Source organism: Aestuariivirga sp. (assembly GCF_046294715.1).
GTDB lineage: Bacteria > Pseudomonadota > Alphaproteobacteria > Rhizobiales > Aestuariivirgaceae > Aestuariivirga.
This window is the reverse complement of the sequence record NZ_JBKBKI010000058.1, coordinates 1-10,620: the sequence shown is the minus strand read 5'-3', so window position 1 is coordinate 10,620 and position 10,620 is coordinate 1. Positions and strand designations below refer to the sequence as shown.

General features: G+C 66.1%; 13 protein-coding genes and 2 tRNA genes. 6 read left to right on the top strand and 9 right to left on the bottom strand.

Annotation, left to right across the window (positions count from 1 at the left end):
• The 7 genes from ACK4HL_RS20155 to ACK4HL_RS20125 all read right to left on the bottom strand — a co-directional run.
• The coding region (locus ACK4HL_RS20155; RefSeq protein ID WP_409764573.1) for a pyridoxal-phosphate dependent enzyme at positions 1-243 on the bottom strand (243 nt) is incomplete at its 3' end.
• 177 nt (positions 244-420) lie between these two features.
• Entirely contained in the window at positions 421-1,014 is a 594-nt protein-coding gene (locus ACK4HL_RS20150) for an SCO family protein (RefSeq protein WP_409764570.1), read from the bottom strand.
• 58 nt (positions 1,015-1,072) lie between these two features.
• Positions 1,073-1,546 (bottom strand): copper chaperone PCu(A)C, encoded by a 474-nt coding sequence (locus ACK4HL_RS20145; protein WP_409764567.1) that lies wholly within the window; start codon positions 1,544-1,546, stop codon positions 1,073-1,075.
• Positions 1,547-1,573: 27 nt separating this feature from the next.
• Positions 1,574-2,977, bottom strand: a complete 1,404-nt coding sequence (locus tag ACK4HL_RS20140) for a PepSY-associated TM helix domain-containing protein (RefSeq protein WP_409764564.1) — start codon at positions 2,975-2,977, stop codon at positions 1,574-1,576.
• A 63-nt stretch (positions 2,978-3,040) separates the two neighbouring features.
• Positions 3,041-3,376, bottom strand: a complete 336-nt coding sequence (locus ACK4HL_RS20135; protein ID WP_409764561.1) for a hypothetical protein — start codon at positions 3,374-3,376, stop codon at positions 3,041-3,043.
• Between the two features lie 132 nt (positions 3,377-3,508).
• On the bottom strand, positions 3,509-4,030 hold the full coding sequence (locus tag ACK4HL_RS20130) for a hypothetical protein (RefSeq protein WP_409764558.1): 522 nt from the start codon (positions 4,028-4,030) through the stop codon (positions 3,509-3,511).
• Positions 4,031-4,198: 168 nt separating this feature from the next.
• Positions 4,199-4,274 (bottom strand) — tRNA-Asn (locus tag ACK4HL_RS20125).
• A 136-nt stretch (positions 4,275-4,410) separates the two neighbouring features.
• Here ACK4HL_RS20125 and ACK4HL_RS20120 point away from each other — a divergent pair.
• Positions 4,411-4,698: a hypothetical protein gene (locus ACK4HL_RS20120; protein WP_409764555.1), complete on the top strand. Its 288-nt coding sequence runs from the start codon at positions 4,411-4,413 to the stop codon at positions 4,696-4,698.
• 12 nt (positions 4,699-4,710) lie between these two features.
• Here the strand turns inward: ACK4HL_RS20120 and ACK4HL_RS20115 are convergent, their stop codons facing one another.
• Together ACK4HL_RS20115 and ACK4HL_RS20110 are read right to left on the bottom strand one after the other, a co-directional pair.
• The gene (locus ACK4HL_RS20115) at positions 4,711-5,586 is read right to left on the bottom strand and encodes a hypothetical protein (RefSeq protein ID WP_409764552.1); all 876 of its coding nucleotides are present in this window, start codon (positions 5,584-5,586) and stop codon (positions 4,711-4,713) included.
• Between the two features lie 103 nt (positions 5,587-5,689).
• Positions 5,690-5,763, bottom strand: a tRNA-Cys gene (locus tag ACK4HL_RS20110).
• A 155-nt stretch (positions 5,764-5,918) separates the two neighbouring features.
• Between ACK4HL_RS20110 and ACK4HL_RS20105 the strand changes: the two genes are divergently transcribed.
• The 5 genes from ACK4HL_RS20105 to ACK4HL_RS20085 all read left to right on the top strand — a co-directional run.
• Complete coding sequence (locus tag ACK4HL_RS20105; RefSeq protein WP_409764549.1) at positions 5,919-6,587, top strand: protein-L-isoaspartate O-methyltransferase family protein; 669 nt, start codon at positions 5,919-5,921, stop codon at positions 6,585-6,587.
• Between the two features lie 25 nt (positions 6,588-6,612).
• Positions 6,613-8,010: a TolC family outer membrane protein gene (locus ACK4HL_RS20100; protein WP_409764546.1), complete on the top strand. Its 1,398-nt coding sequence runs from the start codon at positions 6,613-6,615 to the stop codon at positions 8,008-8,010.
• Between the two features lie 105 nt (positions 8,011-8,115).
• Complete coding sequence (locus ACK4HL_RS20095; protein ID WP_409764543.1) at positions 8,116-8,847, top strand: DUF2497 domain-containing protein; 732 nt, start codon at positions 8,116-8,118, stop codon at positions 8,845-8,847.
• A 105-nt stretch (positions 8,848-8,952) separates the two neighbouring features.
• Positions 8,953-9,249 carry a PilZ domain-containing protein gene (locus tag ACK4HL_RS20090; RefSeq protein ID WP_409764540.1) on the top strand — a complete coding sequence of 99 codons (297 nt, stop codon included), beginning with the start codon at positions 8,953-8,955 and terminating at the stop codon, positions 9,247-9,249.
• Positions 9,250-9,321: 72 nt separating this feature from the next.
• Positions 9,322-10,620 (top strand): valine--tRNA ligase (locus ACK4HL_RS20085; protein WP_409764537.1); only part of this gene is annotated, 1,299 nt, incomplete at its 3' end.

Sequence of the window (10,620 nt, the reverse complement as noted above, 5' to 3'; positions counted from 1 at the left end):
AATGCCGGTGTTGCCGGCGGTGCCTTCCACAATGGTGCCGCCGGGCGGGAGCTGGCCCCTGGCAATGGCATCGCGGATGATGAAGAGGGCGGCCCGGTCTTTCACCGACTGGCCGGGGTTCATGAACTCGGCCTTGCCGAGAATGGTGCAGCCGGTGAGTTCGGAAGCCTTTCGGAGCTTGATCAACGGCGTGTTGCCGATCGCGGCGATGACGTCTTGCTTGATATCCATGCCGCTAGACATGCCCCAGCGGACCGGTTCCGTCAAATGCGGGAAGGTGCTGTCAGCCCACCGGTTTTTCGGGGGCGAGGATCGCGGGTCCGCGTTCGCGGGCTGCTTGGACTCTGGCATGAGGGCAATCCTCCGCTCGGGGTCCTCCGGGCCAACACGGGGACCGGCCGAAAATTCCCGGGCGTGGCCTCAGCGGGCAGAAATGAGCTTGCGGAGCTTCGCCTCCTGCGTTTCCAGCGCCTCGCCATAGGATATGGTGCCAGAGAAATCGCCATCGGCATCCATGAGATAGACGAGCGCCGTGTGGTCCATGGTGTAGCCGCCGTCGCTGGTGGGAACCCTCGCGTAATAGACCCGGAAATCGGCGGCGATGCGGGCGAGTTGCGCCTCCGTCGGCACCAATGCCTCGATGCGGGGGTCGAAGTTGGAGACATAGTCCCGCATGGCCTCCAGCGTGTCGCGCGCGGGGTCGACCGTGACGAAGAAGACCCGCAGGTCCTTCGCATCATCGCCGAGCTTCGCCAGGAGCGTGCTCATCTCGTAGAGCGTCGTGGGGCAGACCTCGGGGCAGTGGGTGAAGCCGAAGAAGATGGCGTAAGGCTTGCCGCGGAGGCTTTCCGAATCGACCTCGCCGCCGCGGCTGGAGGCGAGCCTGAAGGGGCCGCCGACCAGCGCGACGGAGGCGGCCTTCTCGCGCAGCGCATCCCTTGCAAGGAAGAGCCCGGCGCCGAGCGCCAGCAACACCGCGGCGGACAAGGCGAGCACCTTGTGGGAGGTCTTCATCGTGTTCCACTCCGCAAAGGGAGCGGGAGGAGAATCACTCTTCCTCCCGCCGCCGGGTTCAGTTCATGACCGCGCCGGGGGCCAGCACCTCGAACTCGACCTCGACGGTTCCCGCCTTCTCGAAGGTGAGCGTGCCCTTGAACAGCTGCCCCTGCTGCGGCGGGGCGGCCAAATCCATGAACATGATGTGGAGCGAGCGCGGCTTGAGTTCCACCGTGGCGCCCGCGGGAATGGGAATGCCTTCCGGAATCTCCACCATCTTCATCACGTCGCCCTCCATCTTCATGTCATGGAGCTGCACGGTGGGGCTGATCTCGGCGGTGGCCTTGACGAGCCTGTCGTCCTCCATGCCAGTATTGGTGATGACGAGAAAGCCCGCCGCGACGTTTGCCGCCATGGGCGACTGGCGGGACCACGGGTGGCCGATGACGAGATCGCCGGCCTTCACTTCATGCGCCTCGCCGGCGGTGGCGGCGAAGACGGAGGCGAGCGTAAGGGCCGTGGCGAAGGCGATTTCCTTGAAGAGTTTCATGGGTTTTTCCTTTGGATGCGTGGGGCGTCAGGTGTTCTGGAATCCGGCTTCCTTGAGGCGCCGGGGCAGGAGCGCGTCGATGAGCGCGAAGGCGAGGATGGCTGCGCCGCCCATAGGGAAGGCCAAGCCAAGAACGAGCGCGATGGCGCAGACGCCGGCGGTGAGGCGGAACTCGCGCGGGTAAACCGGCGCGGCAAAGCGCCCCGCCGGGCGGCGTTTCCACCACATGACGGCACCGGAGACGCAGGCGAAGATCACCGCAAGGCAGAACAGCGCATTCAGGGCCACGTTCCACCAGCCGAGCTGGCCCTCGTGAAGGGCGATGCCGATGGCCATGACCTTCCCGAAGAAGGGATAATCCGCGAACTTCACGTCTGCCAGGATCCGGCCGGTGTACTGATCGACATGGACGGTGCGGTCCGCGGTGGGATTGGTGCTGTCATAGCTCATCGAGTCCTGGCTCAGCGTCCACACGCCCGTCTCATCCGTGGGTGCGGAGATCTGGAAGCGGCCCTCAAAGCCGATGTCCCTTCCCAGGGCCACGAGCGCCTGCGTCGTGACGGGCACGCCGTGAGGCAGACCCTCGACGCCCGCCGCAGAGCCAGACTCCGGCAATGGAGTCTGCTCCAGCGTCCAGGGCACCTCCTTCGCCGCGCCGTGGTTCGTGCCCGCGTGGGTCTGATCGGAGAGGGGCACATCGTCCCATTTCTGGGCCGGGAAGGTGCTCCAGGCCTGCACCATGCGCCCGCCCCAGACGCCCGACCAGGCGAGGCCGGAGACCAGGAAGAACAGCAGGAACACCGACATCCAGATGCCGACGCTTTCATGCAGGGATTTCCATAACGCCCGGCCACGCAGGGAAAGATCAGGCTTCAGAGAGGCCAGCAGGCCCCGCCCATTTCGTGGCCACCACAGATAAAGGCCGGTCGCCAGCATCGTGATGCCGAGGCTCGCGGCGATTTCCATCACCGCGTCACCAACGCCGCCATTGCCGCCGATCAGCAACTCGCCATGGAGGTTGGTGAGGAATTCGTTCCAGGTTCCCGTCTCCGGCGTATCGCGCAGGATCTCTCCGCCGTGGGGGTCTATGGCGAGCATGCGGTTCCCGGCTGGAAGATCGATCCGCACGAGGGCGGGGCGGCCCGGCCCCCAGGGGGTGACATACTTCCCGAGCCTGCCTCCCGGGTGCCAAGCCTCGGCCTTCGCGATCTGATCGGCGACGCCCAGTGTTCCCGAGCGTGCCTCGACCTCGAGCCACTCACCATATTCGGGCGACACGCCCGTCACGAAAAGCATGCCGAGGCCGCTCGCGGCCAGGATGACGAGGAAAGGAATGACGAACAGGCCGGCATAGAAGTGCCAGCGCCAGACGGCACGATAAAGCCTGATGTTTGCCGCAGTGTGCTGCTGCGGTTCTGCCATGGCGGTCATGGATGTTGTTTTCTCTCGATGAATGGAAGCCGGTGCGCGACCAGTGGCGCGCGTCTAATTCGATCAGGCGAGAGGGGAGGCGGGGGGCCCGCGGGGCGGGATTGCATCGAGGAGGGCCCGGAGGGGCAGGGGAATGCCGATGCGGGCCGTGTTCCGGGCAGCGGCGCAGGGCGCTGTCGCCGGCGGGGCGAAGGCGGGGAAAGGCTCGGCCGGGGCGGGGCCGGAATGAGGGCACCCGGCGCTGCAGAGGATGCAGTGATCATGACCGGCGGATGCATGGCCAGGCGCGCCGGGCTCGGTTTCCGAACCGCACACGGAGAAGGCAAGATCGCGTTCGAGGGATGAGACGGGCTGCGGCAGGACGGCCAGCAGCATGGGCACCAGGAATGCGAGCAGCACCGCGCGGGCGGTTCCGCGGCGGTGCCTTCCCAGGTGTGCGAGCCAACCTAATCGCATGGCGCGCGACTTAGCGCTGCGGAAAGCGTCCGTCCACGCTACCAAGGGTCGCAGGGCTGCTAGGGCCGCCGCGGCTCACTGTTCACAGGTGATGGACGAGAAGCCGTCGCACATCTTTTGATCGCAGACCGCGCCCGTGCTGATCAGCCGGGTCGGCTGGGAATCGCCGATGTCGGCAGCGATGGTGAAGGAGCTGGCGCCGCCGGCGAAGCCCTTCGACTTGCACCAGGCATTCGCCGCCTGGGCGCCGCAGCCGTTCCCCCAGCTGTAGCACCAATCGAGACGATAGGAGCCTTGCTTGGGATCGGAGAAGGTCTGGGAACCTGAAGTCGCGCAAACGATGAAGCGGAAGGCGTCGCACATCTTCTGGTCACAGACCGCGCCGGAGCCGATGAGCCGCGTGGGCTGGGTGTCGCCCACGTCGGGCCATTTGGAAAAGGTGAGTGCCTTGGCGAAGCCCTTGTTCTTGCACCAGGCGGTGGCAGCCTTTTCGCCACAGCCGGTTCCCCAGTCGAAGCACCAGTCCAGAAGCTGGTTTCCCTGCTTGGGCCGTTGAAATCTGCGGGATTCGGCGTGCGAGGTGCCCGCCAGGGCCATCGCGCATACACAAACCGTCAACAACCGAACGATTGGCTTGGTGGACATGAGGCTTCGTCTCCCAAGTAACGGTTAGTTAGATAACAATAACACTCCGGACAGGATTGCACAACGACGCTGATCGCATGCTGATGGGGAGGAGGAAGAGACCGCTGTTCGCGAGAAAGATGGCTCCCCGACCTGGACTCGAACCAGGGACCATTCGATTAACAGTCGAATGCTCTACCAACTGAGCTATCGGGGAATGACGAGGCGCCTATAGCAGACGCTTCGGGCGGGGAAAAGCACTTTCTGCGCGTGCGGGAAACCCCCTGCTCATGGCCGTCATGCATCCCCATATAGGGCGGGACGAGACTTCTCGCAGGGAGAGACACGCCGGAATGCCGACGATCAGAATCCTGGGCTATCGCATCGGGGTGCCGCGCCACTGGCTGCCGCGGATGACGCTTGGGGGGAGCATGGTGGCGGGCGGGCTTCTCGGCTTCCTGCCGGTGCTCGGTTACTGGATGGTTCCGGTGGGCCTGGCGATCCTCGCCGTCGATTTTCCGCCGGTGCGGCGCTTCCAGCGGCGATTGACGGTGCGCCTGGGGACCTGGCTTCACCGCCGCTGGCCGAGGCTCGCCGTGCGCTTCGGCTATGGCCGGGCGCGGGAAGCCAGGCGCGGCTGAGCCCCATTCAGGTCAGCGCGGTACTGGTGCGGGCGGAAGGACCGGCGTCTCCTCGCGCCAGGGAGGCAGGAGTTCGGTGATGATGCCGGCGCGGTGCATCTCGAACACTTCATAGCCGCTGAAGATGAAGCTGCCTGGACGGTAGATGCGGTTTTCGGCCTCGAGGCTGCGGCGGAATTCGGCCGATAGGCCACTTGCCGTCATGAGCTCAAGATAGTCGAGCGTGGCCGCGGGGTCCGGCACGTTGGTGTTCGCTCCGCGGGCGCCATGGAAGACCCAGACCGATGCGCCGCTCGCCTTGCGCTTTTCCCCCTGCATGAAGACGGGAATGCAGCCCGAGGCGCAGACTGCCCCCTCCATGACGCGGGTGGTGAGCTCCATGCGGCCGCGGATATCGGCCAGGAGTGCTACGACCTGTTCGACATAGCGCAACTCCCCGCCGCAGCTGTCCAGTTCCAGCACCACGTGGTTGAAGCGCTGCGGCCCCTCGAGCAGCACGCGCCGCAACTCGTCGATGAGCGGTGGGGCGATGTCGCCCCTGTAGCGGAGGCCTACGGCATCTTCCGCGATCCAGGAGAGCTCGCGGCGCGTGAAGACCTCGAGGCCCTCCCCGCAGCCGGCGCCACTCGGGGCCAGCAAGAGCGGAGAGGAGTGCCACTCGACCTCGATTTGACCGTCCTCCGGGAGTTCCTCGGCCGGCCGGCCCGGACTGCACACCCACCGCGCCTCGAGAGGGAGAGGATGACGGGCCGTCTGAATCTCGGCAAAACGCTGGCGTTCCTCGCACATCGCGCGGCTGGCATAAGCACGCGAGGACCAGCCGTCGAAGCGGTCGCCCGGGAGCCAGCTGTCGCCCAGCAGGAAGAAGACGGTGAGCCACCATGTCATACGCTGCCTCCCGAACTCGTCCCCTTCCCATAAACGTTTACAAACGAATGCAGGCGCAATGCTTGACGTGGATCAAGCAGGCGGGGGCGGGATGAATTGAAGCTGGAGGCCTCGCCCGGAATCGAACCGGGGTGCAAGGATTTGCAGTCCTCTGCGTAACCACTCCGCCACGAGGCCTTCGGGCGCGGCTTATAGTGGAAGGCCCGGGGAGAGACAACCCGTTCTTCTTGCCCCCATCAAATCGGTTCATGCGGCGGCGGCGAGGTGGACTTGGCGGGCGTGTTTCGCTAACAGGGTGTATTGAACTTTCCGTGCCGCAAGCCAGGACGACCATGACCGACTTCACCGCCGCCCGTCTCAACATGATCGAATCGCAGGTGCGCCCCAACGGCATCACCGACCGGCGCATCATCGCGGCGATGGAGCGCGTGCCGCGGGAGGCCTTCGTGCCGGAGAGCCGCCGGGTGGTCGCCTACATGGACGAGGATGTGCCGCTCCAGCCCTCCGATGCCGCCGTGGGGCGCCGTGCGCTGATCGAGGCCATGGCCTTCGCCCGGATGCTGCAGCACGCTGCGATCCGCCCGTCTGACAAGGTCCTACTGGTGGGGGCGGGAACGGGCTATGGCGCGGCCGTCGTCTCCGCCATCGCGGGGCAGGTGTTCGCACTGGAGTGCGATCCCGGCCTCGCGGCGGAAGCGCGCCGCAATCTCGAAGGGCTCGCCAACGTGACGGTGAAGGAGGGGGCGCTCCCAGGTGGCCTTCCCGATTCCCAGCCCTTCGACGTCATCGTGATCGAGGGCCGCGTGGAGGAGGTGCCGCAGGCGCTGCTCGACCAGCTGGCCGACGGTGGGCGTTTGGTCGCAGCCGTGGGCGAGGCGGACATGGCGCAAGCTTGCGTCTATACGAAGTCCGGGGCGGCAATCGCGACCCGGCAGGTGTTCGACGCGTCGGTGACGGCGCTGCCGGGCTTCAGGAAGAAGAAGCCCGCTTTCATGTTCTGAGCGGATGAACGGAAATGGTGAGTCCATGAAGCGAAACTGGTTGCAGGCTCTGCTGTTCGGTGCGGCGCTCTCCGCGGCGGCGGCGTTCCAGGCAGGCCATTCATGGGCGGACACGCTGTTCGGGGCCATGGAGAAGGCCTACGTCACCAATCCGACCCTGAATGCCGCCCGGGCCGGGCAGCGCGCGACAGACGAACTCGTGCCCCAGGCCCTTTCCGGCTGGCGGCCGACGGTGACTGTGCAGGGCGAGGTGACGAGCGAATCGAGCCGTGCCCCCAGCTTCTTCACCGGAGAGCAGGAACAGGACAGGACGGAATCGGGAAGCCTCGCCATCCGCCTCAATCAGCCGCTGTTCCGCGGCTTTGGCACCGTGGAGAGCATCCGGGCGGCAGAAGCCCAGGTGGACGCCGGGCGCCAGGGCCTGCTGGAAACCGAACAGCAGATGCTTTTCAACGTGGTGCAGGCCTACATGAACGTCTATGCGGGGAGACAGCTCGTGTCGCTCCGCAAGCAGGACGTGTCGGCGCTCGAGGCGCAGGTCAGGGCCTCCAACGAACGCTTCGCGGTGGGCGAGATCACCCGCACCGACGTGGCGCAGGCTGAAGCCCGGCTTGCAGAATCGCGCACGGCGCTGGTGGACGTGCAGACGCGCCTCGCCCAGGACGTGGCATTCTACATGCAGATGGTGGGTAACGAGCCCGGCAGGCTGAGCTATCCCAAGATCAGCAAGCTGCCGCCCTCGCTCAAGGCGGCGCTCGACATCGCCGGCGAGATCAACCCGCGCCTCCTGGCGCAGGCCTTCGTCGAGGTGGCGAGCAATGCCCAGGTGGGCGTGGCCCGTTCCGGGCTGCTGCCCAGCGCCGACCTGCGGGCCGCCGCCATCACCGCCGATCCGGATTTCAGCGTCGAAGGCAATGGCCAGCGTTCCGCATCCATCACCGCCGCGATCTCGATCCCGCTCTACGAGGCGGGCCTGGTCTATTCGCAGGTGCGCGAGGCGAAGCAGCGTGCCAGCCAGAGCCGCATCGAACTGATCGAGATCGCCCGCGACGTGCGCCGGGCGGTGGCCGAGTCGTGGAACGCCTTCGTCGGTCTTGCCGAGATCATCAGGAACACCAGGACGCAGGTGCGCGCGGCGCAACTGGCCCTCAGCGGCGTTCAGCAGGAATACCAGGCCGGTACGCGCACCACGCTCGACGTTCTCGATGCGCAGCGCGAGGTCGTGCAGGCGCAGGTGCTGCAGGTGCAGGCCGAGAAGAGCAGGGTGATCGCCGGCTACCAGCTGCTGGCCGCCATCGGCAAGCTCACAGCCCGCGACGTCGGCCTCAAGGTGCCGGTTTATGATCCCGAGGCGAATTACCTGCGCGTGCGGAACAAGTGGATCGGCACGGGTGTGGAAACCATCGACGGAAACGGCGAATAGGCAAGTCTGCCATATCGACAATTCTTTCGCCCTCGCGTAGTTCTAGCTTGACGGGGCGATTGGCGAGTCCCGACCAGGATGGGCGCCGTGACTGCAGAACCGCGAATGGAAGATCTCCTTGCTTCGATCCGCAAGGCCATCCACGAAGATATCGGGGATGTGCGGTCGGCGATGCCGATGCGCAGCGCCAGTGCGCCGGCGCCGGCCCCCCCGCCGCGGACCGCCGCCGAGGACCTCAGTGCCGCCGCCAGCGAGATCCAGCAGCTCCGGGAGAAGATCACGCGTTCGCGCTCGGCAGGAAGCGCCCAGTTGCGCGAGCCAGCGCCGCGACCGGCCGAGCCGGCAGCGGACATCCTGGCCGATCCGCCGCGGCGCAGCTGGCGGGATGCCGACCCGCATAACGCCTCTCCACCCCAGGCGCGGCTCCGCGCCGCGTTGATCGACCACGAGCCGCCGCGCCCGATGGCCCGGCCCGCGGCGGAGCCGCAGCGCCAGAGGGTTGAACCGCAAACGCGCGAGGCGGGCCAGAGGGAGGTCGACGCCAGGGACGAGAGCTTCGACGAGCCGCGGATGCGAGAGCCCTACCGGCCGCCGGGCGCGGCTCCCGCGGGAGGTCCGTCCATTCTGTCGGGCGATTCGGCCATTGCGGTGCAATCCGCCTTCGGGCGCCTCGCCGATACGGTCCTTGCGCGTGCCGCCGGGGAGCGTTCGATCGAGGACATGACCCGGGACCTGCTGCGCGGCATGCTCAAGCAGTGGCTCGACGAAAACCTGCCGCCCCTCGTCGAGCGATTGGTGCGCGAGGAAATCGAGCGGGTGGCGCGGAGCGGCCGTTAGCCAACCGTTCGCTCCAGCGGCAACCCGCGCTGGCGGATTCCGCCGGTTTTACACTCCGTTCACTCAATCGTGGCTAGAATTCCCCTCCATTCAGGGGTGGATACCATGACGGAGAGTGAAAACCCGGTCGCCGAGAAGCGCGGAACGCGGCGCGTTCGCGTCCTGAAGCGGGTGAAGGCGGTGCTTCACAACAATCGCACGGTCGTGGACTGCACCCTGCGTGACGTCTCGCCGGAAGGGGCGAGGCTGCTGTGTGGAGACCCTGCAGTGCTGCCGAACGAATTCCAGCTGGTCTTCACCTCCGAGCGTCAGGCCCGGGACGTGCGGGTGGTCTGGCGGCGTCCGGACCAGCTCGGCGTGATGTTCGTTTCAGAGGCTCGCCGGGCGCCGCCCCACATCTGAGGGGAGGCGGTTGCGCCCCGTGTCGGGCTGGTGTTTAAGCGCACCCAAACTCAACCGGTTGCCGGACGCCTCATGCTCGAGAAGACCTACACCCCCGCCGAAATGGAAGCCCGCCTCTATGCCGAATGGGAGCAGCGCGGCTTCTTCAAGCCGGGACGAAAGCCCAAGGCCGAGCCCTTCACCATCGTGATTCCGCCGCCCAACGTGACCGGCTCGCTTCACATGGGGCATGCGCTCAACAACACGATCCAGGACATTCTCGTGCGCTTCGAGCGCATGAAGGGCAAGGACGTGCTGTGGCAGCCCGGCACGGACCACGCGGGCATCGCCACGCAGATGGTGGTGGAGCGGCTTCTCCAGAAGGAGAACAAGACCGACCGCCGCAGCATGGGCCGCGAGGCGTTCCTCCAGCGCGTCTGGTCGTGGAAGGAAGAGTCCGGCGGCACCATTTCGCGCCAGCTCCGCCGGCTGGGTGCTTCCTGCGACTGGTCGCGCGAACGCTTCACCATGGACGAGGGCCTGTCCCAGGCCGTGCTCAAGGTGTTCGTTCAGCTCTACAAGGAAGGTCTGATCTACAAGGACAAGCGCCTCGTCAACTGGGACCCGAAGCTTCTGACCGCCATCTCGGACCTCGAGGTGGTGCAGAAGGAAGTGAAGGGAAATCTCTGGTATCTCCGCTATCCTATTGATGGGACTGATGAGTTCATCGTTGTGGCGACCACGCGGCCGGAAACGATGCTAGGCGATTCCGGGGTTGCCGTTCACCCCGAGAACGAGACGCTGAAGCACCTGATCGGCCGGAACGTGCGCCTCCCGCTGGTGGGCCGGCTCATTCCCATCGTGGGCGACGAGTATGCCGATCCCGAGAAGGGCACGGGGGCGGTGAAGATCACGCCGGCCCACGACTTCAACGACTTCGAGGTCGGCAGGCGGCATGACCTCCGGAAGATCAACGTGCTGGACCAGTTCGGCAAGGTTCTGCTGGAAGGCAATGCGGACTTCCTCGCGGGCGCCGAGGTGCCGGGGGAGACACTGGCGTTGCACGGCCTCGACCGGTTCGAGGCGCGCAAGCGGATCGTCGAGATGTTCGAGGCGCAGGGTCTGCTGGAGAAGATCGAGCCGCACACCCACCAGGTGCCCCATGGCGACCGTTCGGACGTGGTGATCGAGCCGTGGCTGACCGAGCAGTGGTACGTGAACGCCGCCGAACTCGCGAAGCCCGCCATCGCGGCGGTGGAGAAGGGCGAGACCGCCTTCGTGCCGAAGAACTGGGAAAAGACCTATTACGAGTGGATGCGCAACATCCAGCCCTGGTGCATCTCGCGCCAGCTCTGGTGGGGCCACCAGATTCCGGCCTGGTACGGGCCAGAC

Coding starts and splice junctions, on each gene's coding strand:
- ACK4HL_RS20150 (WP_409764570.1), bottom strand. CDS start 1,014: ATGAAGACCTCCCACAAGGTGCTCGCCTTGTCCGCCGCGGTGTTGCTG.
- ACK4HL_RS20145 (WP_409764567.1), bottom strand. CDS start 1,546: ATGAAACTCTTCAAGGAAATCGCCTTCGCCACGGCCCTTACGCTCGCC.
- ACK4HL_RS20140 (WP_409764564.1), bottom strand. CDS start 2,977: ATGACCGCCATGGCAGAACCGCAGCAGCACACTGCGGCAAACATCAGG.
- ACK4HL_RS20130 (WP_409764558.1), bottom strand. CDS start 4,030: ATGGCCCTGGCGGGCACCTCGCACGCCGAATCCCGCAGATTTCAACGG.
- ACK4HL_RS20120 (WP_409764555.1), top strand. CDS start 4,411: ATGCCGACGATCAGAATCCTGGGCTATCGCATCGGGGTGCCGCGCCAC.
- ACK4HL_RS20115 (WP_409764552.1), bottom strand. CDS start 5,586: ATGACATGGTGGCTCACCGTCTTCTTCCTGCTGGGCGACAGCTGGCTC.
- ACK4HL_RS20105 (WP_409764549.1), top strand. CDS start 5,919: ATGACCGACTTCACCGCCGCCCGTCTCAACATGATCGAATCGCAGGTG.
- ACK4HL_RS20100 (WP_409764546.1), top strand. CDS start 6,613: ATGAAGCGAAACTGGTTGCAGGCTCTGCTGTTCGGTGCGGCGCTCTCC.
- ACK4HL_RS20095 (WP_409764543.1), top strand. CDS start 8,116: ATGGAAGATCTCCTTGCTTCGATCCGCAAGGCCATCCACGAAGATATC.
- ACK4HL_RS20090 (WP_409764540.1), top strand. CDS start 8,953: ATGACGGAGAGTGAAAACCCGGTCGCCGAGAAGCGCGGAACGCGGCGC.